Source organism: Halobacillus sp. ABH2_015, assembly GCF_056158945.1.
Window position 1 is genome coordinate 883,575 of sequence record NZ_JBSWUG010000002.1, and the last position, 24,212, is coordinate 907,786.

The window sequence follows — 24,212 nt, forward strand, 5'->3', positions numbered from 1 at the left end:
TTCATTTGGTGGGGAAAAGTGATAAAATAGAAGCAGTATGGAAGAAAGAAGGGAGCGGAAAAGATGGGTCTGCGTTTTTTAATCGGCCGATCGGGAGCGGGAAAAAGTACGCGCTGCCTCGATGAAATCGAGCAGCGTCTGCAGGAAGCCCCGCGCGGTCCGGCCATTGTCTATATTGTGCCTGATCAAATGACGTTCCAGCAGGAATACGGGCTGCTGAAACGCGAAGGCATGCAGGGATCGATCAGAGCCCAGGTCTTCAGCTTTTCACGCCTCGCCTGGCGTGTGCTTCAGGAGACGGGCGGGGGAACGAGGAAGTTTATCAGTTCAACAGGCGTTCAGATGATGCTGAGGAAAATTGTAGAAGAGCGCACATCCGACTGGCGCGTCTTCCAGAAGGCTGTGGAGAAGCAGGGGTTCATTGCTCAGCTGGAAGGAATCATCACCGAATTCAAACGGTACCGGATTACACCTGATGATCTTCGTTCCCAGATGGATGCGTTGGAGCAGTTCGTTCATTCCACCAGTCAGGAAGAAGGACTGAAGGAAAAGCTGGACGATCTTTTCTATATTTACGATAAACTTGTAGATGCTCTAAGAGAGCAGTACATAGACGGAGAGGATCAGCTTCAGCTTCTATCTGAAAAAATCGGGGAAGCCGGTTATTTAGAAGATGCGGACGTCTATATTGACGGTTTTCACAGCTTCACCCCGCAGGAATACGGGGTCATCGAAGCGTTATTGAAAAAGGTGAAGAACGTCCACGTCACTCTTACGACCGAGAACCCGGAAGAGACAGGGAATTCAGAGCTGGATTTGTTTTATGAGACGAAACAGACCTACCTTGACCTGAAAAGGACGGCCGAGGAGGCGGGCACGACAGTTGATGACGTGGAAGTGCTTGATCATACTGCGGGCCGGATGAAAGATAACCCTGCCTTCCTTCACTTGGAGGAGTATTATGATGTGCGCCCGGCTGAGACTTATCCTGATCAGGCCCCTGTGACGATTGCGGAAGCCGTCCATCCGCGGGCGGAAGTTGAAGGTGTCGCACAGAAAATTCTTGAGCTTGTCCGCGACCAGGGCTATCGGTTTAAGGATATGGCGGTGTTAATGCGGGAGCCGGATGTGTATCACAGTTTGATTGAGACCTTGTTTGATGATTATGGTATTCCTGTGTTTATTGATGAAAAACGGACGATGCTCAACCACCCGATGATTGAACTGATTCGTTCGGGACTGGACGTCGTGGAAGGAAACTTCCGTTATGATGCGGTGTTCCGTCTGTTAAAGACCGGATTTATTCCAGCCTCCCATCCGCGCTGGCCGCTGACGGAGGATGCCATTGATGAACTGGAGAACTATGTGCTTGAATACGGCATACGCTCCCGAAGTCAGTGGTTTTCGGAAGAACCTTGGGTATATCAGCGGTTCCGCGGGTTTGAGCAGGCGTCCAAGACAGATGAGGAGAAGGAAAAACAGGACCGGATCAACGCCTACCGGGAGCAGGTACGCGAGGCGCTGCAGTCCTTCGATGAACAGCTGCGTGCGGCAGAGTCTATTGAAGGCAGAGCAGGGGTGCTGTATAAATGGCTTGAAAACCTTCGTGTTCCAGAACAGCTGGAAACGTGGCGGAACGATTATGATGAACGAGGAGAGATTGAGCGGGGGCGTGAACAGGAGCAGGTGTGGGACGCATGTCTGCAGCTGCTGGATGAAATGGTGGAAATGGCCGGAGAGGAAAAAATGTCGCTGCAGGTCTTCCGGAAAACACTGGACAGCGGGCTGGAGGCTCTCACGTTTGCCCACGTTCCTCCGAGCATGGACCATGTCATTATCGGAAGTGTGGACCGTTCCAGGATGACGGGCATCAAAGCCGGATTCCTGCTCGGTGTGACGGATGGGATGTGGCCGATGAAGCCGCCAGGTGACGGAATGATCTCCGAACAGGAGCGCTCGCTTCTCGCTGAGCACGGATTGAAACTTGCCGACGGAAGCAGCCGGCAGCTGCTGGACGACCGTTTTTACGTGTACCTTGCTTTGACGATGGCTTCTGAGCAGTTATGGGTGAGTTATCCGTTGAGCAACGAAGAAGGAAAATCAAAAGTGCCGGCGCCGCTCATTCAGCGGATCGAAGAACTGTTCCCGCGCTGCGCGGAGCATGAATTGTGGCAGGAGCCGGATGATCTCCACGATGCACGCCGGTTTATTACCAATCCGGCAAAAACACGATCAGCGTTGACGGCCCAGTTTTCCAGATATTTAAAAGGGTATATGATGCAGCCGGTCTGGTGGGAGCTGCTCAACTGGTACATCGATCATGAGCCGGCCCACGGGCTGACGAACCGCGTGCTGCAAAGCCTCTTTTATCGAAATCAGCCGGTCGATTTGAAAGAGGAAACGACAAACCAGCTGTTTGATAAAAGGCTGAAAACGAGTGTCTCCAGACTTGAGACGTATCACCGCTGTTCCTACCAGTACTTTGCCCAGCACAGCCTCAACCTGGAAGAGCGGCGTACGTATAAACTGGACGCCCCGGATATCGGGCAGTTGTTCCACGAAGCGCTGAAGCAGATTACCGAATGGATCAAGGAGGAAGGGCGCGATTTTTCCCAGCTGCAGCGTCCGGAGACGGACCAGTATGCGGAACGGGCGACAAGCTACCTTGCTCCAATCCTGCAGAACCAAATATTGAAAAGCTCCAACCGCTATCAATATATTCAGAAGAAGCTTCAGCAGGTCATTGCGAGAGCTGCTTTCGTCCTGAGTGAACAGGCCCGGAAGAGCAGCTTCTCTCCCGTTGGCCTTGAGCTTGGTTTCGGGACGGAAGGTGCCGAGCTGCCCCCGTTATCTCTTGATCTGCCGAACGGCTATGAACTGATGCTGCGCGGACGGATTGACAGGGTCGACAAAGCTTTGTCTCAGGAAGATTTGTTTCTTAGAATCATTGACTATAAATCAAGCAGCAAAGGCTTGAACCTCGTCGACGTTTTTTACGGCCTTTCTCTGCAGATGCTCGCGTATCTGGATGTCGTCCTGACGAATGCGGAGCAGTGGCTCGGCATGAATGCTTCACCGGCGGGGGTCCTGTACTTCCATGTACACAACCCGATGATTACCGGGAAACAGCTGCTGCAGGATCAGCAGATCGAAGAAGAAATCTTTAAGAAATTCAAAATGCAGGGGCTCCTGCTGGAAAATGAACGCGTTGTCCAGATGATGGACACGGGTCTTGACAAGGGATACAGCCAGATTGTCCCGGCGGCTCTGAAAGCGAACGGCGGCTTTTACAAGAGTTCAAAAACGGCCGATGCCGAACGTTTTGAACAGCTGAAAGCCTATATCCGCGATTTGATGGGCCAGGCAGGGACGAAAATTACGAATGGAACAATTGACCTGGATCCCTATCAGAAGAAACAGCAGGTCGCGTGTGAGCACTGCTCGTTCCGTTCCGTCTGTCAGTTTGATCCGACCCTTGAGGGGAACGAGTACCGCAAACTGCAGGACTTGAACGATGACGATGTGTTGGCACGACTGGCTGGAAGAAAGGAGAATTCATAATGGTCAGCTGGACAAAAGAACAGGAGCGGGCCATTTACTCGCACGGCTCCGATATCCTCGTAGCAGCGGCGGCTGGTTCTGGAAAAACGGCCGTCCTCGTTGAACGGATCATTCAAAAGCTGCTGCATAAGGAAAATCCCGTGGACATCGACTCCCTGCTTGTTGTGACCTTCACAAACGCAGCCGCTCAGGAGATGCGGAACAGGGTCGGACAGGCCCTTGCAAAAGCCCTTGAGGACAATCCGGGCTCCCATCACTTAAAAAAGCAGCTGGCTCTGCTGCAGAATGCGTCGATTTCAACGCTGCACGCCTTCTGTATGGACGTGGTGCGGCGGTATGCCTATATGCTGGACCTTGATCCCGGCTTCCGTATTGCGGACACAGTAGAGGCTGATCTTATCCAGCAGGAAGTCCTGGAGGATCTGTTTGAGGACTGGTACGGCAGAGATGGAGAAGAGCAGGAACGGTTCTTTGACGTTGTGGAACGGTTTTCCAGTGACCGCAGCGACCTGGATGTGGAGAAACTTGTGCTTGATCTTTATACGTTTGCCACACAGAATCCGTGGCCGGACCAATGGCTCGATCAAATGGCAGCCATGTATGATGTGCGGGAAGATGAGGAAGAAGAAAAGCTGGTGTGGCTCGACCTGCTGAAACAGGAAGTATCCAGCCAGCTGAAGGCGATGGAAACCGAGGCCCGGCAGATGCTCGATCTCACCAGGGAGCCGGACGGCCCGTATGCATACGGAGAAACCGCAGAAGGCGATCTTGAACTCATCCAGCAGGCGAAGGGGGCGCTGGCCCATTCGTGGTCTGAGCTTCAGGCGTTCATGGAAGGACAGAAATTCAAGGCTCTTTCCAGAAAGAAAATGGACGCAGATGAAGAGAAAAAGGATGAGGCGAAGAAAATCCGCGACCGGTATAAGAAGCGGTGGAATGAGCTGAGGGACGAGTGGTTTTCCCGCACCCTGGAAAGCTATCTGAAGGATATGAAGGATCTGTATCCGGTCATGGAACAGCTGGTCATCATCGTTAAGGACTTTAAGCAGCGCTATGAGCAGTTGAAAAAAGAAAAGGCGATCGTCGACTTTTCCGATCTGGAACACTACTGCCTCAATATCCTCCTTGATGATTCCGCCTCCTCTGAGGAACTGGCAGCTTCGCCGGTGGCGGAGGGCTTTCAGCGCCAGTTTTCTGAAGTGCTGATTGATGAATATCAGGATACCAACCTTGTGCAGGAGACGCTGCTCCGCCTGTTGACCGAAGGAAAAGACGCCGGTCATCTCTTCATGGTGGGCGATGTGAAGCAGAGCATTTACCGCTTCCGTCACGCCGAACCTTCGTTGTTTTTGAATAAATACAAGGCTTACGCTGCGGATGAAAGTATGGGGGAGCGTATCGATCTCGCCCGGAACTTCAGAAGCCGGAAGCAGGTGCTGGATGCGGCGAACTACATTTTCCGTCAGGTGCTCGACGAGGAAGTCGGGGAGATGGAATATGAGAAAGAAGCCGAACTCATTTACAGCAACACGATTTATGATGAACTGACTTCGGATGATACCGAAGCAGAGCTTTTTGTTATTGACCGGGAGTCCCAGGAGGGGGACTCGGAAGATGACGAAGCCTACAAAGATTTGGAAAAGGCGCAGCTGGAAGCACGAGCCTACGGAAAAATGATCCGGCGCTGGCTCGGGTATGAAGGCGGGGAGCCTGCTCAGGTCGTCGACAAGGAGACTGGAACGAAGCGGTCGATCCAATACAGGGACATCGTCATTTTGATGCGTTCCATGACCTGGGCTCCGACAATCGTTGATGAACTGAAACAGCAGGGGATTCCGGTTTATGCGGAACTTTCAACCGGATATTTTGAAGCGATCGAAATCAAGGTGATGCTGAGTATGCTGAAGGTCATTGATAACCCGATGCAGGATATCCCGCTAGCTTCGGTATTAAAATCGCCGATTGTCGGACTGGATGAGGATGAGCTTGCGCAGATCCGTCTGGCGAAGAAACGCTCGACCTACTATGAAGCGATGCAGGCTTATGTGGGAAACAATGAGCTGGATCGCAAAGTGGATGATTTTCTCAAATTGTTGAAGAGTTTCCGCGAACGGGCGCGCCAGGGAGCGCTGTCAGAGTTGATCTGGGAGATTTACAGAGAAACAGGCTATTACGATTTTGTCGGTGGTATGCCGGGTGGACGTCAGCGTCAGGCCAACCTCCGTGCCTTGTATGACCGGGCCCGTTCCTATGAAGCAACGTCCTTCCGGGGATTGTTCCGTTTTCTACGGTTTATTGAGCGGATCGAAGAGCGGGGCGATGACCTCGGGGCGGCCCGTGCGCTCGGTGAGCAGGAGGACGTTGTCCGGATCATGACCATTCACAAAAGTAAAGGGCTGGAATTTCCGTTTGTCATTCTCGGAGCTGTCGACAAGCAGTTCAATATGATGGATTTGAAAAACCGGTACCTGCTTCATAAAGATTACGGGTTCGGTACAAGATATATTAACCCGCAGAAGCGGCTCATGTATCCGACACTTGCCTATCACGCGTTGAAAGAAGCGAAGCGCAGGGAGCTTCTGGCTGAGGAAATGCGGGTCTTGTACGTGGCCTTGACGAGAGCAAAGGAAAAGCTTGTTATGGTCGGAAATGTCGCTTCTTTTGATAAAAAGCAGAAAAAGTGGCAGCTGGCGGCTGATGTCAAGGACTGGGTCCTTCCACCACATGACCGGCTCGAGGCAAAGTCGTACCTTGACTGGATCGGTCCTGCATTGATCCGTCACCACCAGGCAGATGAGCTCCGTGGAGGAATAGAAGTGCAGACCGCTGAATCCATCCAGTATGACCACTCGCAGTGGAAGGTTCATATCGCCCACGGAAGTGAGTTCAATGTGCTTGACGAAGTGATGGAAAAGCGGGATGAAGAACTGCAGGCGGCGGTTGAGGAGTGGACGAAGGTGGACGTGGAAGCCGATGTGGATCCTTCTTATGTGGAGCGGCTGAACTTTGTCTATCCTCACGAGCAGGCCGCTTATACGAGAGCGAAGCAGACAGTAACGGAAATAAAACGCCAGCGGGAAACGCTTGATGAATACGCCGGCGACCAGCTGGTCATTCCTTACCGCGCTCCGATTGTCAGGCGCCCGCGTTTTATGCAGGAAGAGAAAAAGCTGACAGCAGCGGAGCGGGGAACAGCCATGCACACCGTCATGCAGCATCTTCCTTTGACAAAAGTATGGACAGCAGCCGAAGTAGAAGAGTATGTGGAATACCTGGTGCTCAAGGAAATTATGCGCCGGGAGGAAGCCGATGCGGTGGATCCCGAAGCGGTCGCGCAATTTTTCCATACGTCTGTCGGGGCCATGGTGCTGAAAGCAGAGACGATTGAACGGGAGATCCCCTTCAGTTTGACGCTGCCGGCCCACGAAGTGTATGCCAAGTGGGAAACAGAAACAGAGGAGCAGGTATTCATCCAAGGGGTGATTGATGTGGTGATTCCTTATGAGGATGGATGGATGATTCTTGATTATAAATCTGACCAGATTCCCGAGCAGGGAGAGAAGGCCGCACAGAAATTGGCCGATCGTTACCGGATGCAGCTCGGGTTATATAAAACGGCTCTCGAAAAAATCTGGAAGCAGCCGGTACGGAATACGTGCCTGTACTTCTTTGATGGACCACTCGAGGTGGAGGTGGAGACCGATGGAGGGAACGTGTGAGCTGTGTGGACGCTCGCCCGTGAAAACGACGGAGCATCACCTGGTTCCAAGGCAGTACGGTGGTGTGGAAGGACCGACGATTTGGCTGTGCGGTGCCTGCCATCGTCAGATTCATGCACTGTTTACGAATGCGGAGCTGGCTGGTTTTTATCACACACCTGAACGCCTGAAGGATCACCCTGCCATGCAGAAGTATTTGCGATGGGTGAAAAAGCAGGATCCGGAAAAGAAAATAACGACGAGAAAATCCAATCGAAGGAAACGTTGAAAAACCGGGGACGCCCCCGGTTTTTTTCTGTCTGAAAAAAAGCAGCCCCTGTTTCCACAGGTGCCGCTTCAGGCGTTGGCTGTAATATTCTGGTCGGCAATGTCCGGATCAAAGGGGTTCGTGGAGCTGAGTCCATTGTTGGTAATAATCCAGTTGCCAGTATTCAATGCTCCGGATCCGGCATTTGTTTTGGACGTCGCTTTAGGAGATAAATAAAACGAGTCTCCGAAGTTGACGACCCCACCTCCTACGCTGTTAATGCTGATCGGACCGACAATCGCAGGCATAGCAGTGCCTCCTTTTCATGTACGGTTCAAGCCATATACCAACAACCTATGCAGTCGTTCAGGTTATGGTTCATCCTTTAGGATTCGGAAATGTTTCGTATAACTGAGCGCATCGATATGATCGATTCCGCCGGTTTGAAAAATTCCCGCCGTTGATACACCGACGACTCTTACGTTATGGATGAAGATCGGATTGTTTTGAAACGTGAACGTTTCTACATTCAGAGGAAGGGGAGGGGGAGGGCTTTTTAAAGAGAAAATGGAAAAATCATCAAACTGAAATACGTCTTCTTCGAACGCAGGTCCTTCTTTCTGCACAGCCAGCACACGCGAATTTGGCGAAGCTTTATACACATCACCGATATCAGCGATGGAGCCGATCGCAAGCGATTGAATTTCGATATCGTTCGTATAGACCATCCGTTTAATCATCGGCCGGATGCTCATCCTCTCGTTCTGTTTCTAAGCCGGCATCAGCTTCAGCATCCACTTCTTCGAACGGTCCGATAATCAAAGATTCCGGTGGCGTATCAAAAAAAGACTGCAGACGTATGGTTTTGTTATCACCGATCAAGAAGACTGAAGAGGCTGCGACCCCTGTGACATGGATGTTTCCTACATGCAGCCCGTAATTGTGGACGATATGATTCATCCTTGACCATCTCCTTCGAGGTTATCGAGATACTGGGCAATGGAATGCTGAATCTCCGCCTTCACTTGATGGAAGATCTTCTCCGGCGGTGATTCCGGGTTTTCACTCCGGTAATATTCAAGACGCTGAGGCAGCTGCTTTCTTATGTCGGCAATCATCCGCTCTTTGTGAGCGTCGGAAATCTCCCTTTCATGATCCCGGCAGTACTGGTTCATCCAGCCGGGAATATCCGAAACCATATATTCGTGCAGAAAATGAAGGGCCTGCTCATCCGTTTGAGGCAGTTGAGGGTGCTGTCCCTGCCCGTTGTATAGATCCCCGATGTCGGAAAGGTCGCTGCCGCCCGGGGTCAGACCAATCTGAAGCGTTCCTTCGAGTGTTTCAATTTTAAGCTGATCAAAGTGGTACTCAATTTTTTCAATGACGGTTTTTGCAGGGGGTTCTGCGGACTGGAGTTGATCGATTTTCTTTTGCAGCTGATCAATCATTTGCTGCTGCTGTTCCATCTGCTTCATCATCTGGTCCACCCATGCCTGCCAGGAATAATACGGGTTCAACTCCACTCACCTCCCTGTACCATCCTATGAAAAAAAGGGGACAGCTATGTTATGGAAAGAGGGACGAGTGTTCCAGGTCCGAATTCAGGGATAGATACCTCCCCGTCTTCCGGCTGCGCTTTCTTTCCAGGTGCCGTGTATCCACCGGAATTGTACAGTTCTGATTTTGACTGAATCACCCCGGAGCTTCCAATTTGAACGACGGAAGAGTTGGCGACACTGCCGATTCTCAATACGTGAATGTAAATCGATTGATGTACGGTTATGTTCATAACATTCCTCCTACGCATTCCCTATAATAGGCTGATCGATATTTTCAGAGTCATTGACGAACGTATCCGACCGGTTGATGTGGATGCGGATGCCGTCGCCAGTGTTGAAGGAACCGCCGCCGGCAAAGGTCTTGGCGGCCGCTTGAGGCGCCATATAGTACACATCACCGATATTGAAGATGCTCGAAGACGAAAGAGAGATGACTTTGACAGCTCCCACTTTGGCAGGCATAGAAAAACTCCTTTCTATATCTTATGAAACCTCGTTGTTTAAATAACGTAAGAAAAGTAAAATAAAGGTCAGAGGAGGAATACATATGAATACAAAAGCGTCTCCCCTCGGGGATTCAGGAAGGCTGAACTGGATTGATGCCGCCAGGGGCCTGGCGATCCTCGGGATTTTCATGGTGAACGTCCCGGCCTTTAACGCCCCGTACTTCCTATACGGCGGGCAGGAGGAATTCTGGTCCTCTTCGGTGGACCAGACGGTTCAGAGTATCGTGGATATTTTCTTTCAAGCCAGTTTCTACACCTTGTTTTCCTTTATGTTCGGGTTTGGGATTCAGATGATGAAGGACCGGCTCGAGGAAAAAGGGATTCCGTATATGCCGGTCATTTACAGACGGCTTTTCGTTTTAACTGGTTTCGGAATGGTGCACGCGTTTTTAATCTGGCACGGAGATATCCTGCTCAGCTACGGGGTGCTCGGGCTTATCCTGCCGGTCTTTTTTCAAGTGTCTCCCGGATTTCTGCTTGGCTGGGCATTCGGTCTGCTCGGGATTCTCACGCTTCCTTTTACGCTTGCCCTTTATGTGACCCGGGGACAGTTTCAGGGATCTGTGAATCGTCCCGCGATTGAGAGCGCGTTGAGCCATTATGGGAATGGTTCTCTGTTTGATATCTGGCAGCAGAACCTTACAGACTGGCAGTATGCCAATGCCATCGGCAATCTTCCATTTTTAGTGCTGAGTCTTGTGCCGATGTTTCTATTAGGCATGTATGTGTGCCGGAAGCGGTGGCTTCATGAGCCGGACGCCCACAGGAGTACGATCCTTAAGGTGTGGGTGGTTACAGGCATTCTGTTTGTCACGTTGAAAGCCGGCCCTCACTTCTATGGGAATCCGTTGTGGTTCGGACTTATGCAGGACGGTGCCGGGGGCTCTGCTTCCGCTATTTTTTACGTCTTATCTATTACTCTATTGTTCCGCACGGGAATGGGTGCCAGACTGGCCTCCCCGTTGGTATGGGTGGGACGGATGTCGTTGTCCAATTATATTCTGCAGTCCGTTTTCTGCTTTGTGCTGTTCTATTCCGCCGGCTTCGGGTTGTACGGTCAAGTGTCGCCTGCAGCAAGTATGGGGATTGTTATCCTGTTTTACATCGTTCAAGTATTCCTCAGCCGGTTCTGGCTGAAAAACTACCGGTACGGTCCGTTGGAATGGCTGTGGCGGACGCTCACCTACGGACAGAAGCAACCGAATAAACGCCGGAAAAAGGCGGTTTCTTAACAGGAGGCGGAGAATTTGAAGCGTAATCAACTGCTGAAAGAAAGTGAGTGGTGGGTGGAAGAAGCGATCATTACGGAAGCCCAGCGGGAAAAGCTGTTGGAGCACTACCCTGAAAAACAATATAAACCGGTTCTGCTCACCTTTGCCGCTTTATTCATCGGTCTTGGCTTTCTTACTTTTACGGCATCCAACTGGTCCTACCTGGCTGATTGGGGGCGCCTGGCGGTTCTTCTCTTGTCCATGTCCGCTTTTTACGTGGCAGGGGAAAGGGTGTACAGGAAGAAATCTGCCCGAGTCGGTTCCAGTCTTATCTTGACAGCGCTGCTCATTTTCGGTGCAGCCATTTTCCTGATCGGCCAGATGTATCATTATACGGCTTTCAGTGCGTCTCCGTTTCTGCTGTGGTCCATGGCCGCGGCAGGATTGTACTACATTATGAGAGAAAGCTTGTTTTATTACGCAGCGGCTGTGATCCTAACCGCCGGACAGGTTTACAGCGGTCTTGTTTTTCAGGACTTTTACCTGTGGCTCGGCTTTCTGCTGCTTGTGGGTCTTGGATGGGCGGTCTACGTGACACGCTCTCTTCCGTTTGCCGGAGTGTTCGCTGCTTCCTATTACATCCAGGCCCTTGTCCTTGTCTTCAGCGGCGGATATCCGTACTACTGGCTGATCGTCGTATCGATGGCCCTTTATATCGCTGATGACTTTATCATCCAAAAAGGTCAGACGAGAATATGGAAAACATCAGCAGTCGTCTTCATGTTCGCCGTCTTTTTTCTGCAGATTTTCTTCCTTGGCGATGGATACGCTGAAACGTTAACGGAATCTTCCCTTTACTTCTTTCTCATCTGGGCAGTTCTGTTTGTTTTTGCTGTTGTACGTTCGGCTCTGAGTACGACCAATTATTACTGGATTGATCTGCTGTTGTTTATACCTGTTTTCCGTTTTCCATCAGGAGATCTCTTCTCGCTGATCGTCCTGTTCGTCTATGCCGTGTTATGGCTTGTTTCCGGCTACCAGCAGGAAGTGCGGCGCTGGGTGAACAAAGGGACAGCGGCCTTCCTGCTCACGACACTGGCTGCTTATTTCCAGCTGGCCTGGGACTTTATGGACCGTTCTGTCTTCTTTTTCGTCGGAGGTCTCTTATTATTCGGCCTCAGTTATGGGCTGGAAAAGAAACGCCGGTCGTTCCGTAAGGAGGGAGAGGAAGAGTGAAGAAGCAGTGGTGGTTTTATGGACTTGTATCCGTTCAGGTTTTGTTTCTCCTTCTGATGGCTGGTGGTTATTATGCGATGGACGTTGTAGGAGAAAAAGTGGTGCTGAAAACAGCTCCTGTGGATCCGCGCGACCCTTTTTACGGAGATTATGTGGAGCTCGGTTATGAGATCGAAGAAATTTCCGAAGACCAGTGGCAGGGGAAAAAGGCTCCGGACAGGGGAGCGAAGGTCTTTCTTCTTCTTGATGCGGTTGAAGGCGGCATCTATGAACTGCAGAAGGCAGGTGTGGAACGGCCTGATTCTGAAGAGGGGCAGGTCGTGCTGGCAGCACGTTATCTGTGGGAAGATGAGCGTGCCTCCATCCATCACGTGGATATCGGGCTGAACCGTTATTATATTGAAGAAAATACGGGGCGGATGTGGGAGCAGGAGGAAGAACGGCTCGTAACCATTGTGCTCGCTCCGTGGAATCAGAAAAAAATTGTCTCCTTGGATTAAACGCTGAATAATGCGGAAGGGCTTGAATGGTCGGGATGATCACGTGCCGCGTATCGGTCGATGCCTCCCGCGGGTACTGCCTCATCACTGAACGCTCTCCGTGGAAAGGAAATGGACCGAGCTTCTCTATAACCAAAAAACCTCCCCGTTCCAACGGGGAGGTTTTTTTGATTAAGCAAGAACAGCTTTGATCTGCTCGATCGCCCAGTCCAAATCCTCTTTTTGGATCACAAGTGGAGGAGCGAAGCGGATGACATTTTCATGCGTTTCCTTGCAGAGAAGACCTTTCTCTTTTAACTGTTCACAGTATTTACGGGCAGGTTCGGTCATTTCTACACCAATAAATAGTCCCTTGCCGCGTACTTCCTTGATTTTTGGATTGTCGATGGACTTTAATTCTTCCATCATGTACGTACCGAGTTCAAGGGAACGCTGTGCCAGTTTCTCTTCTTCAAGCACTTCAAGCGAGGCGGTTGATACCGCACAGGCAAGCGGGTTGCCGCCGAACGTCGAGCCGTGGGATCCTGGATTGAAGACACCGAGGATATCCTTATTGGCAACAACACAGGAGATGGGGAATACACCGCCTCCAAGGGCTTTGCCGAGAATGAGCATATCGGGAGTCACACCTTCCCAGTCGCAGGCGAACATTTTACCGCTCCGCCCGAGGCCGGCCTGGATTTCATCCGCAATAAACAAGACATTCTCCTCATTACACACCTCGTATGCTTCTTTAAGAAATCCTTCCGGAGGCATCACAATGCCTGCTTCTCCCTGGATCGGCTCAAGTAGAAAGGCAGCTGTATTTTCTGTGATGGCTTCTTTCAACGCGTCAATATCGCCGTAAGGCACAAGCTTAATACCTGGAAGCATCGGACCGAAGCCGCGTTTATATTCAGTTTCAGAAGACAAGGACACAGCTGACATCGTCCGGCCATGGAAGTTGCCGGTGCAGGCGATGATTTCCGCCTGGTTTTCATCCACCTTTTTGACATCATAAGCCCAGCGTCTTGCTGCTTTAATCGCGGTTTCAACAGCTTCAGCTCCTGTATTCATCGGAAGTGCCATATCTTTATGCGTCAATTTACAGATCTTCTCATACCAAGGGCCGAGCTGGTCATTATGGAAAGCGCGTGAAGTTAAGGTCACGCGGCTGGCTTGATCGGTTAAAGCCTGGATGATCTTTGGATGGCGGTGGCCCTGGTTGACGGCAGAGTAAGCGCTTAACATATCCATATAGCGGTTCCCTTCCGGATCTTCCACCCATACGCCTTCTGCTTTGGAAATAACGATCGGCAGTGGATGGTAGTTTTTGGCCCCGTATTCCTGTGTCTGGTCGATAATGTTTTGACTGCTTATAACAGACATGTGATCCCTCCCATTTCTATTCAATCTCCAATCATTATAACAGGTTATGCCGTGTTTTTCGTACTATTGAAAAAATTATCCGTCTTAGTTTTGAATAGGAAAGTGGAAGCCAGTCGTGGTATCATAGCGGTAGATGGATAGAAAAGGAGGAGAAACCATTATGGCGCACTTACATATTACTTCCTGGGTAATTGCTTTTGTGCTTGTCGCCCTTGTGACGACTTTTGCACGGGGAGGAAGAGAAAAAGCAGCGAAGATTTCGCATATGATTCTGCGGGTCTTCTATCTGTTGATCTTGTACTCCGGCGGTTCATTGTTTGCCAGTTACTCCGTGTACGGAGCTATGATTATCATAAAAGTACTCGTAGGGCTCTGGGCAATCGCCGCAATGGAAATGGTCTGCGTGAAATATAAGAAAAAGAAAACGGCTGCGATCTGGTGGGGACAGCTGCTCGTTGCTGCGGTCATTGCTCTTGTACTCGGCTTCGGATTTCTTGGCGCGGGCATTTTACCTGCATAAAAATGACGCTGCATGCGCGAATCGCATGCAGCGTTTTTTATAGGTAGAAGGGGGCTTCAATTCTGTTTCTTATGTCCGCTACTTGGGGGATAACGGATGTTGTTTACATATACAATGATAATGATTATCATTCCCGGTGTCAACAGGTTTATTCCTTTTTCTTTGGCTATGTTAAAAGTCAATGTTGAAATAAAGGCTGCGAACATTTCTTAGTGAGAGACAAATGGATTGCTCAAAAACTTTCATCCCAAAATGTATGGGGTACAGACTTCGGGCGATTTATAAAGCCATACCAATCAAGGGTCAGGATTTAAATGGCTTTCGTGTTTTTGAAAAATAAGGAGGGAGTAGATGAATAAAAAAACTTTTTTGATTTTAACGATTGTTTTTGCGGCTGTGACCTTCATTCTAAATAATGTCTTCCAAACTGCTGTGGGGGGATTTTTGATGACTTTAAGTTTTTCAGCATGTTTAGTGCTGGTTATAGGGTCTGTTTACTACATAATTAAGTTTTCCATTAAACAGTTTAGATACAATCAAAAAAACGGGGAGACATGAAATCATTCATAATCTTTATATACAAGCCAGTGAGAGGAGGGTTATTTTTCAGGTGGAATCAACCCTGAAGTTTACCACAGCCTTTTTCATAGAAGTCTGTGATCCTTCATATAGTGAGTCATCATGGATGTTTTATCGAAAGACTTCTGTTAGAAAAAGGATGGTGAAGCAGGATGTGTGGAATTGTCGGTTGGGTGGACAGTGATTCCCGGACAGAGGGGAAAGCTTCTATACTGGACCGTATGGCGGATACACTCAGACACCGCGGTCCGGATGATTATCAAACATGGATACACGAATCTGCCGCCTTCGGTCATCAACGCTTGATTGTTGTCGATCCTGATGGAGGCAGGCAGCCGATGGTCCGGACCGCCAGGGATGAACAGTTTGTTCTATGCTATAACGGAGAACTTTATAATACAGAAGACATCCGCGCGGTCTTAAAATCGAAAGGATGGAGCTTCGCTTCCCATTCAGACACAGAAGTGCTGCTCATCAGCTATATAGAGTGGGGACCAGACTGTGTCGACCATTTGAATGGCATTTTTGCTTTCAGCGTATGGGAAACGAAACGGAAGCGGTTGTTTCTTGCCAGAGACCGTCTCGGTGTGAAGCCGCTCTTTTACAGTCATCAAGGGGATCGACTGCTCTATGCTTCAGAAATGAAAGCTATTCTTGCTCATCCTGAAGTGGACCCTGTCCTTGACCGATCCGGTGTGCATGAACTTTTATCGCTCGGACCTTCCCGTACCCCGGGGCAGGGCGTGTTCAAGGACATTCAGGAAATCCGTCCGGGGCACTGGGCTCTTTTTGAAAAAGGAAAGCTTGCCGTGAAACGGTACTGGAATGTGAAGAGTGCCCCGCATGAACATACATTTGATGAGACGGTGGAAAAAGTCCGGGAGCTTTTTATGGATGCTTCCACACGGCAGCTCGTTTCAGATGTGAAGCTCGGCACCTTTTTGTCGGGCGGTGTGGATTCCAGTGCCATCACAGCAGTGGCCGCCGACATGTATAAGCAGAATCAAAGGGGGACGCTGCAGACATTTTCCATTGATTATAAGGACCAGGCCCGCTTTTTTAAGAAAAATGCCTTCCAGCCGGATCGGGATGAAGCTTTTATTCAGCTGGTCAGTCAGCAGCATCAGACAGACCATACGGTGATGGAAGCCGCTACGGATGATTTGATGGACCGGTTGAAACAGGCCGTAGAGCTGCGCGATCTTCCAGGTATGGCGGATGTGGACTCGTCTCTTCTCTGGTTTTGTGAAGAAATAAAAAAACATGTGACGGTCGCATTGTCGGGGGAATGCGCCGATGAAATCTTCGGAGGCTACCCGTGGTTTTACAGGAAAGAAGATAAAGAGCGGAAGGGTTTCCCGTGGATCCGGTCCTTGGATGAAAGAAACCGGCTGGTCCGGGATGATTTAAAAGGCGACATTGATGTTGAATGGTATATGCTGAAGCGTTATAACGAAACCATCGCCGAGACACCGCTGCTTGATGGCGAAAGTGAAGATGCGCAGAAGCACAGACAGATGTCGTATTTGAATATGAACTGGTTTATGCAGACGCTGCTGGAGCGGAAAGACCGGATGAGCATGGGAGCCAGTCTCGAGGTCCGCGTTCCTTTCAGCGATCACAGACTGGTGGAGTATGTGTGGAATGTGCCGTGGAGCATGAAGTTTCATAACGATCAGGAAAAAGGACTCCTCCGCCAGGCGCTGCGAGGCATCCTTCCTGACCGGGTGCTGTTCCGGAAGAAGAATCCGTATCCGAAAACCTTCCACCCTGACTATACCCGGGCTGTCTGCCGGTGGATGGATGATATTCTGACCGATGAGCGTGCTCCGTTGTTTCAATTGTTTGATCGTGATCAAGTAAGAAAGCTGAAAGAAAGCGAAGGGAAGTCGATGGATACGCCGTGGTTCGGTCAGCTGATGACAGGTCCGCAGCTGATTGCTCACCTCTGTCAGATCGATCACTGGTTCAGAACATATCGTGTCCAGCTCTAGGGATGAGCAGCCAAACCTGTGCGGTGTTGAAAAACACCGCACAGGTTTTTGGTCTGCCGCTGGATTTTCAATTCTTCTCTCCGTAAACACAGGATTGACGGTGCAGTTATGAAAGCGGTACCCTTAGAGAGGAGTGTTTTTCAGGTCGAGGGAGGACGGAATATGAAAAAGGCAGCAGGGATCCTTCTGCTTCTTTCTTTTTTCCTTTTAAACAGCATGGTTTCCACAGCTGTCGAAGGAGAAGAGCGCAGGTGGCAGGACGAGAGTGTGTATTATATCGCGGTGGACCGCTTTTTCAACAGCGACCGCAGCAACGATGAACAAGTGGACATTGAAGACCCGCAGGCTTATCAAGGCGGGGATCTTGCAGGTCTGACCAGCCAATTGGATTACATAGAGGAACTTGGTTTTACGAAAATCCAGCTGTCCCCGGTGATGGCCAATGCTCCTGGAGGATTTCATGGCTTCTGGGTCACAGACTTCCAGGCTGTCGAGGAACAGCTCGGGACGATGAAGGAAATGAGAGCGTTCGTCCAGGAAGCTCATGATCGTGACCTGAAAGTGGTGCTTGATCTTCCTTTGTTCACAGCTGCTGAACATCCGTGGCTCGAAGACGATACGAAAAGCAGCTGGTTGAAGGAAGGTGTGACAGATGCGCCTCTGTCATGGCTTGACGATCTTCCGCAGCTGAACATGGAAAAGGAAGCAGCCGCTGCTTACATGGAGGAAACGATGGAGTTCTGGGAGGAAGAAGCGGGAGTAGACGGCTTCCACGTTATATCACAAACGGGTGTAGAGATGATGGAGGAGAAGGATTCTGTTCTTTATACAACCAGCCTGGAAGAGGCAGGGGATCTTCCTGAGCAGATCAGGAACGTCTTCGAAGCTCCGGGTGCTGTAGCAGGCATCGCATCATCGGCAACCGGTGTCCAGCAGCTCGACGGCCCTTTTACCGGCCGCTTTACACATGAGGCGGTTGAAAACGGGCAGAACCCCATTACCCGCTGGCGTCTCGGCCTTACCTATCTTTTTACAACACCAGGCGTTCCTGTTGTGTATTACGGATCGGAAACGCCGCTGGATGATGGAGGGGACCCTGAAACGGTACCGATGATCAATGTGAAAGCCGGAAATGAGGAGTTAAAGCAGCGGATTGAAAAATTAACGTCGATGCGGGACCAATACCCGGCGATGACCCGGGGAGGATATGAAGAGTTATATAACGACAACGGGCTGATCGTTTTCGAGCGCAGGGACGAAGAAGAGTCGCTGATTGTTGCCATCAACAATGCGGCAGAAACGAAAACAGCAGAGCTGGATCACCTGGACAGCGGCCTCCAGCTGCGCGGCCTTCTCCAGGACGGAGTGGTACGGGAACAGTCGGATGGGACGTACCGCCTGGCTATGGACAGGGAAACGGCGGATGTATTCATCATTGAAGAGAACAGCGGCTATAACTGGCTGTTCATCGGCTTTGTCGGGGGCGTTCTGCTTCTGTTTACCGTGGCGGTTATCATCTTGAGCCGAAAAAGCCGTTCGTCTGAAAAAGCATAGACCTTCTGGTGGATCCACTGATCGACGGGGACTGCCTCGGGTACGGGCTCAAACCATATGGGGAAACGAATCCACAAAAAAGGCTGTCGACAACTTTTTCGACAGCCTGGGAATGAAAAGCGCTCCAGCTTGCTGGAACGCTTTTTTTATTTGTTTTTTCTGGAATGTCTGCGATATCTGAGAATCAACCATGCGCCGACCACCAGAAGTGGAACGACAAAGGGAGCGTACCCAATGAGTCCTACCGCTGCCCAGGAGCAGTCCGTTCAAGGAACGGAAAAACGCCTGTTTGATACGTTCTCCTGTATGGAGTGACGCACTTTCAGGTACAGAGAGGTTTGTTTCCTTGATCATCAAAGTGATTGTTGAATGTTCGCTTTGGTTTTCCAGGAAGTTCATTTCACCTTTCAAGGACTCGATGTCTCCCTGAACCCGCTCCAGATCCTGTGAGATACGCACCAAATCCTCAGTGGCTCCGGCCTTTTCTAGAAATCCAAGGAGACGGGCTTCAATTTCTTCCTTCGCCTTTAATCTGGCTTCCAGATCGACATACTGTCTGGTGACATCACGGCTGCTGATGTTTCTCGACTTCACGTCGTCTGCCGCGGCCTCAAGGGCGTCAAGAAGAGGAGTGAACGACGGCTGCGGTACTCGCAGAGTGATGTGTCCTTCACGCCCGCCGCTGGCTGTTTTTTGAATGGATGTTTCGACCATGTACGCATCATACTGCTTCATGCTTTTGTTCATGTTTGTTTGGTAAGAGTTAAAATCATCGGTTTCAAGAGTGAGGACAGCTTCATACAACATCAACTTTCCGATACTGCTCTCTTCCTCAGCTTTGCCGTTTTCCCTGTCGGCTTGAAGTCCGGAATCGGAAGGCTCGGTCGTCTGATCCTGTTCCACCGCTGTATCTTCATTTTCGTGGGATTCCGAGCCTTCCCTGTCTGTTTGACAGCCAGTAAAAAGGAAGAGAAGTAATGAAAAAAGAAAAAACGTGGATGCTGCTTTTTTTATAGGCTCTGTTATTGCTTGGTGTTGTTATGTAACATGTGAGCTCAGATCACCCCTTTCTGTCATGGGGTTTGTAGGAGGCGGCCTTGGGAATGACTCCCTTTCCACGGGGTACCGTGAGCCTCCTCAGGCAGCGCCTTCCGGGGTCTCACGATGTACCTTCATCCCACAGGAGTCCCGCCATTCCCAAGGCCGCCTCTTCAAAGAAGGGGAGTTAGAAAGGACATAACCGAAGTCCGAGGAGGCTCATCGTTCCCCGCGGAAAGCGGACGGTTTTCCCTGCCATCCCATGCTCTGAGTAAACAACGGACCGGACCCCTGGTTCCAGACGGAGACGATTTAGTAATCGTTTAAAATATCAACAACAGACTTTAACAGAGCTTTTTTTATAAGAAAAACCCCCAATCGCGTGGGACAGGGGGAGGGAACTGTAAATCCCATCTGCCTCCCCGGCTGTCTTTATAAATGAGACGCGCAAAGAGGGAGTAGGGTTACATCGTTCAGGGAATAGTTATTGATATGTGTCGTTTAAGAAGAATAAAGCGATCGTGCCCGGGCCTGAGTGGGCGCCGATGGTTGCACCGACATAATCGATGTGAATATCGGATGTTCCAAACTGGTCCTTGATCATTTCAGCCAGCTGTCCGGCTCTTTCGAAATCGTCTCCGTGGCTGATGGCCACACGCTGGTTTTTCAAATCATGCCCCCGCTCTTCCATGACTTCAAGCATCCGCTTCATGACTTTCTTGGATCCGCGAATTTTTTCAAGGGGGATCAGCTTTCCACCCTCCATATGCAGAAGCGGTTTGATTTTCAGCAGTCCTCCGACGAAAGCTGCTGTCCGGCTCACCCGGCCCCCGCGCTGAAGGTATTCAAGGTCATCGACTGTAAAGATGTGCTCCATATGCTCTGCATGATAGGTTCCTGTTTCCAGAACGGTTTCAAGGTCTGCTCCCTCACGGGCGATTTCTGCCGCTCTCATAACGATGAGACCGCATCCGAGGGAGGCCGCCTTTGTGTCCACCACTTCAAAAACGGCTTCCGGATAGTCCTCCTTGATTTCCTGCTCGACCATTTTTGCCGTCTGGTATGTGCCGGAAAGTTCGGAGGAGAAGGAGAAATAAATGAAAGGCTGGTTCTTTTCGGCAAGATCCGTAAACGTTTCTCTGAATGTCTGCGCAGAGACTTGCGCCGTTTTCGGTGCATCCCCCTGGCGCATACGGTCGTATACATCCTTCGGGGTAATCGTCTCCCCATCCACATATTCCTCGTCTTTCATAATCACTTTTAAAGGGAGGGAGATAATCCCATACTTTTCAACAGTGTCCCGGCTCAAGTCACTGGCCGAGTCACAAATAATCTGCACGTTCATCTGCGTCACCTACTGTCATAGAGTTTGTATGTTAAGTGTAGGCACAATCCTGTGGATAGTCAAAATAAAAAGTGAACCATCGTTCGACAAAATCAGGGTATTTTCCTCAAGTTTAACTTGATTTTACCTACATCGGGTGATAAAAATGAATAGATGATAGAGGTTAGGAGGTTTTTCGGTGTTTACAGTAGAAATAAAAAGGATTCTGATTGTTTTGTTCGGTGCGGTTTTGAACGCGATTTCACTGAACTTGTTCTTAATTGAAGCCAACGTTTATGCGAGCGGTTTTACAGGTGTCGCCCAGCTGTTAACGAGTATCTTGAATGATTTCGCCGGCATTCCGGTCAGTACCGGGCTGCTCTTATTCATACTTAATATCCCTGTAGCCATTTTAGGATGGATGAAAGTAGGAAGAGGATTTACCGTTTATAGTGCCATTTCTGTTGCTTTTACGACGTTCTTTCTTGAGGTCATCCCTGTGATGCAGCTCTCCGAAGACATCATCCTGAATGCGGTGTTCGGGGGCGTGATTGGTGGTACAGGTGTAGGTATCACCTTGAAATGGGGGGCTTCCACGGGAGGTCTCGATATTATCGCGATGATTCTGTCGAGAATGAAGGACCGCCCGATCGGCATTTATTTCTTGATCATTAACAGTGCCATCATCGTGATTGCCGGAGTGCTTTACAAACCGGAGAACGCCCTTTATACACTCCTTACGCTGTATGTTACAACAAGGGTGATTGATGCGATCCATACACGTCATGAGAAGCTGACAGCGATGATCATTACATCCAGGGCAGCCGATCTTGAAAAAGCCATCCACGGTCACATGGTCCGTGGGATTACGACACTTCCTGCCCGCGGGGCGTTTACACAGCAGGATAAAAACATGCTCGTCATGGTCATTACGCGTTATGAGCTTTATGACCTGCAGCACATCATTCAGGATGTGGATCCCAAAGCCTTTACCAACATCGTTCAGACGACAGGTATCTTCGGGTTTTTCCGAAAAGACGATCAATGATGTAACTTTTCCACCTCTGAAACGACGAATACATTAAATAGCATAAAGAGGAGTGGGGGTCATGAAAAACGTGCTAGCCGGTATCTTCGGAATAGCGCTCTTATTTGCCGCAGGATGCTCGAACCAATCGGAAGTCAAACAGGCGGAAGGTGAGGAGAGCGAAGAAGCGGCATCCGAGGAGATAACCGAGGATCAGCAGACGGAAATTGATATGGAGGGCCTGATCGAACAAATGGTGATGGATGCGGAAGTAGTTGTGGATTCCGGAGAAGTTTCGTTTCAGTTTTCCTTGAAGAATACGGGGGAGGACCCGGTCATTCTGGGCTTCACCTCAAGTCAGAAGTATGAAATCCAGGTGAAAGACAAAGAAGGAGAAGTGGTGTATACCTACTCCGCGGATCAGATGTTTGCGCAGGGCTTAACGACCGAGGAAGTCGAAGCAGGAGACCTTCTGCAGGCTTCTGAAACGTGGCCGGCTGATATTGAGCCGGGAGACTACGAGGCAACGATGACGTTCCTTGTGGATACGATCAACGATCAGCCGCTGGATGCCAATCCTTTTGAAGTGACCCAGTCATTCACCCTTGAAGGGAAGGATGCTGTAACCGAAGAGGAAGCAAAGACGGATGAGACCGGATTGAAAGAGGCGGAATACGGCAAAGGGGAAGCTTTCCGTAAAGTGACGGTGTCAGGAGATAACGGATCGTATGTCGTAAAAGGGGAAGCCCGCGTTTCTGAAGGATCTTTCCTTTACAGTGTGGAAGACGGTCATAACGTACAGGTATCCCCAACACCAGTAAAAGTCAAAGAGGGAGCTCCTTCCTGGTCTCCTTTTGAGATCAATATTTCCATCCCGAAGGAGGATATGCCGGATTACGGCATGGTCACTCTGATTTTATTTGAGGAAAGTTCAGACGACGGGCGTCCGATTCATCTGAACTATATTCCTCTTGAACAGGTACAGACGACCGAATAAAAAAACAGCCCTGCCGTTTAGAACGGCAGGGCTGTTTTTTAATACCCGTATTCTTCCAGTGTGCTTTTCACTTTCGGTGTCAGCTCATCCCAGTCTCCCTGTGGAAGCTTGTTCACAGTGATGAAGTTTTGGAAGCCGAATACGTTATCGACACCGTCCAGCTCCATTAGATCGTTCATGATTTTGTGCTCACTCGTCTGCCCGGGCATAACGGACACACTGCCGTCCCCCTGAAAGATCATGGATTCCGTCGTGAACTTGCGTGCATTCGGATTGGGTGTTTCCTGTACTTGTATAGCCATATGATTATCCTCCTCTGTTCCATCTGCTCCTATTCTATCAAAAAAATCCTGTAATCAAAACTCCTAAACGTTATCAGGCGTGGGATGGGAATATCTGTGGTACAATGAGAGCAATGTTTGAGGAGGTGTGGGAGATGGAAACGAAACTAATTGAAGTTCTGCAGCCGATTAAAGAGAACGATTATGCTCTTCCAGAGGGGCAGAACCTGCAGGAATTGACGACGATGATGCTTCAGAAAATCGGAACGGTACATCCTGAGTTGAGAGATAACCTGATCCACTCCGTTTTTACAACGTTTATTGAGCGTGGTCATTATTCGAATGACCAGTTGAAAAATATACTTCAGTCCGTCTTAAATAAAAATTATTTGTTTTACAGAATCGGTACGTCCAAGCAGGAGGAAGATGCTGTATTCAAGCGGAGCTTTTCCGTTTTGCTGATTCCGCCCATTATGCAGAAGCACAGGGAAGCTCCTTTCCTGAAGGAAGAGGAGGTCCACCGGGTGTGGGAGCATTTGAAGAAATACATGCAGCAGGAAAAAGATCACAGGGGTTATGTGGAAGGGAAGGGATGGGCTCACGCCATGGCTCATGCAGCGGATGCCATTTACAGTGCAGCCGCCTGTGAGGAAATGACCCGTGAGGAGATTCTCCATATGCTTCCCGTCATCCGGGAGCAGTTTCTCATCGACCAGCCTTACCTTTTTGATGAAGAAGAAAGAATGGTCACCGCTGTATTGATGATGTTCCGTAAAATTGACCATGTGGAGCGGATGGAATGGCTGGAGACCCTGCTTTATATAAGAGACGGGTGGCAGGACCCTAAGGAAGACATCATTATCAACAACAGCAAGCATTTCATGAGAGCGATGTATTTCCGTATGCTTGAAGGGGATTACCGGGAGCTTCGACAGGTTTTAGAAAATCTTCTGAGGGAACTTAGGAAGCAGGAAGCCTATTAAACCTGGAG

The 24,212-nt window shown here is 49.9% G+C and carries 23 protein-coding genes; 13 read left to right on the forward strand and 10 right to left on the reverse strand.

Annotated elements, in window-relative coordinates; translation table 11 throughout:
* Positions 1-63: 63 nt before the first annotated feature.
* The 3 genes from addB to ACXAD6_RS04535 are packed head-to-tail and all read left to right on the forward strand — an operon-like array spanning position 64 to position 7,548.
* Positions 64-3,561: a helicase-exonuclease AddAB subunit AddB gene (gene addB, locus ACXAD6_RS04525; protein ID WP_474967825.1), complete on the forward strand. Its 3,498-nt coding sequence runs from the start codon at positions 64-66 to the stop codon at positions 3,559-3,561.
* Entirely contained in the window at positions 3,561-7,280 is a 3,720-nt protein-coding gene (addA, locus tag ACXAD6_RS04530) for a helicase-exonuclease AddAB subunit AddA (RefSeq protein WP_474967826.1), read from the forward strand. The genes addB and addA overlap by 1 nt, the downstream gene beginning before the upstream one ends.
* Complete coding sequence (locus tag ACXAD6_RS04535) at positions 7,264-7,548, forward strand: HNH endonuclease (protein WP_474967827.1); 285 nt, start codon at positions 7,264-7,266, stop codon at positions 7,546-7,548. Before addA ends, ACXAD6_RS04535 begins: the two co-directional genes overlap by 17 nt.
* A 68-nt stretch (positions 7,549-7,616) precedes the next feature.
* On the opposite strand, the gene ACXAD6_RS04540 is transcribed toward ACXAD6_RS04535, so the two are convergent.
* The 6 genes from ACXAD6_RS04540 to ACXAD6_RS04565 all read right to left on the reverse strand — a co-directional run bounded on the left by ACXAD6_RS04540 (position 7,617) and on the right by ACXAD6_RS04565 (position 9,548).
* Complete coding sequence (locus ACXAD6_RS04540) at positions 7,617-7,835, reverse strand: spore germination protein (RefSeq protein WP_027956504.1); 219 nt, start codon at positions 7,833-7,835, stop codon at positions 7,617-7,619.
* A gap of 63 nt (positions 7,836-7,898) precedes the next feature.
* A complete protein-coding gene (locus ACXAD6_RS04545) occupies positions 7,899-8,267 on the reverse strand; it encodes a spore germination protein GerPE (RefSeq protein ID WP_474967828.1) in 369 nt (122 codons plus the stop codon).
* Complete coding sequence (locus ACXAD6_RS04550; protein WP_474967829.1) at positions 8,260-8,487, reverse strand: spore gernimation protein GerPD; 228 nt, start codon at positions 8,485-8,487, stop codon at positions 8,260-8,262. The genes ACXAD6_RS04545 and ACXAD6_RS04550 overlap by 8 nt, the downstream gene beginning before the upstream one ends.
* Positions 8,484-9,044 (reverse strand): spore germination protein GerPC, encoded by a 561-nt coding sequence (gene gerPC, locus ACXAD6_RS04555; protein WP_474967830.1) that lies wholly within the window; start codon positions 9,042-9,044, stop codon positions 8,484-8,486. The genes ACXAD6_RS04550 and gerPC overlap by 4 nt, the downstream gene beginning before the upstream one ends.
* A 44-nt stretch (positions 9,045-9,088) precedes the next feature.
* A complete protein-coding gene (locus ACXAD6_RS04560; protein WP_474967831.1) occupies positions 9,089-9,316 on the reverse strand; it encodes a spore germination protein GerPB in 228 nt (75 codons plus the stop codon).
* Between the two features lie 10 nt (positions 9,317-9,326).
* Positions 9,327-9,548, reverse strand: a complete 222-nt coding sequence (locus ACXAD6_RS04565) for a spore germination protein (RefSeq protein WP_474967832.1) — start codon at positions 9,546-9,548, stop codon at positions 9,327-9,329.
* Positions 9,549-9,633: 85 nt separating this feature from the next.
* On the opposite strand from ACXAD6_RS04565, the gene ACXAD6_RS04570 reads away from it, so the two are divergent.
* From ACXAD6_RS04570 to ACXAD6_RS04580, 3 genes are read left to right on the forward strand one after another with little or no spacing between them, the layout of a single operon-like run.
* Complete coding sequence (locus ACXAD6_RS04570) at positions 9,634-10,824, forward strand: DUF418 domain-containing protein (protein WP_474967833.1); 1,191 nt, start codon at positions 9,634-9,636, stop codon at positions 10,822-10,824.
* A 15-nt stretch (positions 10,825-10,839) separates the two neighbouring features.
* Positions 10,840-12,039 carry a DUF2157 domain-containing protein gene (locus ACXAD6_RS04575; RefSeq protein WP_474967834.1) on the forward strand — a complete coding sequence of 400 codons (1,200 nt, stop codon included), beginning with the start codon at positions 10,840-10,842 and terminating at the stop codon, positions 12,037-12,039.
* Positions 12,036-12,539, forward strand: coding sequence for a GDYXXLXY domain-containing protein (locus tag ACXAD6_RS04580; RefSeq protein ID WP_474967835.1), 504 nt, complete (start codon positions 12,036-12,038; stop codon positions 12,537-12,539). Before ACXAD6_RS04575 ends, ACXAD6_RS04580 begins: the two co-directional genes overlap by 4 nt.
* A gap of 171 nt (positions 12,540-12,710) precedes the next feature.
* Here ACXAD6_RS04580 and ACXAD6_RS04585 read toward each other — a convergent pair whose 3' ends face one another.
* The gene (locus ACXAD6_RS04585) at positions 12,711-13,907 is read right to left on the reverse strand and encodes an ornithine--oxo-acid transaminase (protein WP_474967836.1); all 1,197 of its coding nucleotides are present in this window, start codon (positions 13,905-13,907) and stop codon (positions 12,711-12,713) included.
* 160 nt (positions 13,908-14,067) lie between these two features.
* Between ACXAD6_RS04585 and ACXAD6_RS04590 the strand changes: the two genes are divergently transcribed.
* The 4 genes from ACXAD6_RS04590 to ACXAD6_RS04605 all read left to right on the forward strand — a co-directional run bounded on the left by ACXAD6_RS04590 (position 14,068) and on the right by ACXAD6_RS04605 (position 18,554).
* Complete coding sequence (locus ACXAD6_RS04590; RefSeq protein ID WP_474967837.1) at positions 14,068-14,427, forward strand: YisL family protein; 360 nt, start codon at positions 14,068-14,070, stop codon at positions 14,425-14,427.
* A 351-nt stretch (positions 14,428-14,778) separates the two neighbouring features.
* Positions 14,779-14,985 (forward strand): hypothetical protein, encoded by a 207-nt coding sequence (locus tag ACXAD6_RS04595; protein ID WP_474967838.1) that lies wholly within the window; start codon positions 14,779-14,781, stop codon positions 14,983-14,985.
* A 173-nt stretch (positions 14,986-15,158) separates the two neighbouring features.
* Entirely contained in the window at positions 15,159-17,000 is a 1,842-nt protein-coding gene (gene asnB / locus ACXAD6_RS04600) for an asparagine synthase (glutamine-hydrolyzing) (protein WP_474967839.1), read from the forward strand.
* Between the two features lie 162 nt (positions 17,001-17,162).
* Entirely contained in the window at positions 17,163-18,554 is a 1,392-nt protein-coding gene (locus tag ACXAD6_RS04605; RefSeq protein ID WP_474967840.1) for an alpha-amylase family glycosyl hydrolase, read from the forward strand.
* Positions 18,555-18,602: 48 nt separating this feature from the next.
* Here ACXAD6_RS04605 and ACXAD6_RS04610 read toward each other — a convergent pair whose 3' ends face one another.
* Positions 18,603-19,457: a DUF4349 domain-containing protein gene (locus ACXAD6_RS04610; protein ID WP_474967841.1), complete on the reverse strand. Its 855-nt coding sequence runs from the start codon at positions 19,455-19,457 to the stop codon at positions 18,603-18,605.
* Positions 19,458-20,076: 619 nt separating this feature from the next.
* Positions 20,077-20,937, reverse strand: coding sequence for a DegV family protein (locus tag ACXAD6_RS04615; protein WP_474967842.1), 861 nt, complete (start codon positions 20,935-20,937; stop codon positions 20,077-20,079).
* Between the two features lie 178 nt (positions 20,938-21,115).
* Here ACXAD6_RS04615 and ACXAD6_RS04620 point away from each other — a divergent pair, with 178 nt between their 5' ends.
* Positions 21,116-21,964, forward strand: coding sequence for a YitT family protein (locus tag ACXAD6_RS04620; RefSeq protein ID WP_474967843.1), 849 nt, complete (start codon positions 21,116-21,118; stop codon positions 21,962-21,964).
* A 61-nt stretch (positions 21,965-22,025) separates the two neighbouring features.
* On the forward strand, positions 22,026-22,940 hold the full coding sequence (locus ACXAD6_RS04625) for a BsuPI-related putative proteinase inhibitor (protein WP_474967844.1): 915 nt from the start codon (positions 22,026-22,028) through the stop codon (positions 22,938-22,940).
* A gap of 38 nt (positions 22,941-22,978) precedes the next feature.
* Here ACXAD6_RS04625 and ACXAD6_RS04630 read toward each other — a convergent pair whose 3' ends face one another.
* Entirely contained in the window at positions 22,979-23,242 is a 264-nt protein-coding gene (locus ACXAD6_RS04630; RefSeq protein ID WP_027953509.1) for a NifU N-terminal domain-containing protein, read from the reverse strand.
* Between the two features lie 134 nt (positions 23,243-23,376).
* Here ACXAD6_RS04630 and ACXAD6_RS04635 point away from each other — a divergent pair, with 134 nt between their 5' ends.
* Positions 23,377-24,204, forward strand: coding sequence for a DUF2785 domain-containing protein (locus tag ACXAD6_RS04635; RefSeq protein ID WP_474967845.1), 828 nt, complete (start codon positions 23,377-23,379; stop codon positions 24,202-24,204).
* Positions 24,205-24,212: the final 8 nt, after the last annotated feature.

Excerpts from the sequence above, each read along its gene's own strand:
- addA (WP_474967826.1), top strand. The coding sequence starts at position 3,561 with ATGGTCAGCTGGACAAAAGAACAGGAGCGGGCCATTTACTCGCACGGC.
- ACXAD6_RS04545 (WP_474967828.1), bottom strand. The coding sequence starts at position 8,267 with ATGATTAAACGGATGGTCTATACGAACGATATCGAAATTCAATCGCTT.
- ACXAD6_RS04635 (WP_474967845.1), top strand. The coding sequence starts at position 23,377 with ATGGAAACGAAACTAATTGAAGTTCTGCAGCCGATTAAAGAGAACGAT.
- ACXAD6_RS04550 (WP_474967829.1), bottom strand. The coding sequence starts at position 8,487 with ATGAATCATATCGTCCACAATTACGGGCTGCATGTAGGAAACATCCAT.
- ACXAD6_RS04560 (WP_474967831.1), bottom strand. The coding sequence starts at position 9,316 with ATGAACATAACCGTACATCAATCGATTTACATTCACGTATTGAGAATC.
- ACXAD6_RS04535 (WP_474967827.1), top strand. The coding sequence starts at position 7,264 with ATGGAGGGAACGTGTGAGCTGTGTGGACGCTCGCCCGTGAAAACGACG.
- ACXAD6_RS04565 (WP_474967832.1), bottom strand. The coding sequence starts at position 9,548 with ATGCCTGCCAAAGTGGGAGCTGTCAAAGTCATCTCTCTTTCGTCTTCG.
- ACXAD6_RS04605 (WP_474967840.1), top strand. The coding sequence starts at position 17,163 with ATGAAAAAGGCAGCAGGGATCCTTCTGCTTCTTTCTTTTTTCCTTTTA.
- ACXAD6_RS04625 (WP_474967844.1), top strand. The coding sequence starts at position 22,026 with ATGAAAAACGTGCTAGCCGGTATCTTCGGAATAGCGCTCTTATTTGCC.
- ACXAD6_RS04585 (WP_474967836.1), bottom strand. The coding sequence starts at position 13,907 with ATGTCTGTTATAAGCAGTCAAAACATTATCGACCAGACACAGGAATAC.
- ACXAD6_RS04590 (WP_474967837.1), top strand. The coding sequence starts at position 14,068 with ATGGCGCACTTACATATTACTTCCTGGGTAATTGCTTTTGTGCTTGTC.
- ACXAD6_RS04615 (WP_474967842.1), bottom strand. The coding sequence starts at position 20,937 with ATGAACGTGCAGATTATTTGTGACTCGGCCAGTGACTTGAGCCGGGAC.
- ACXAD6_RS04570 (WP_474967833.1), top strand. The coding sequence starts at position 9,634 with ATGAATACAAAAGCGTCTCCCCTCGGGGATTCAGGAAGGCTGAACTGG.
- ACXAD6_RS04595 (WP_474967838.1), top strand. The coding sequence starts at position 14,779 with ATGAATAAAAAAACTTTTTTGATTTTAACGATTGTTTTTGCGGCTGTG.
- asnB (WP_474967839.1), top strand. The coding sequence starts at position 15,159 with ATGTGTGGAATTGTCGGTTGGGTGGACAGTGATTCCCGGACAGAGGGG.
- ACXAD6_RS04540 (WP_027956504.1), bottom strand. The coding sequence starts at position 7,835 with ATGCCTGCGATTGTCGGTCCGATCAGCATTAACAGCGTAGGAGGTGGG.
- ACXAD6_RS04630 (WP_027953509.1), bottom strand. The coding sequence starts at position 23,242 with ATGGCTATACAAGTACAGGAAACACCCAATCCGAATGCACGCAAGTTC.
- addB (WP_474967825.1), top strand. The coding sequence starts at position 64 with ATGGGTCTGCGTTTTTTAATCGGCCGATCGGGAGCGGGAAAAAGTACG.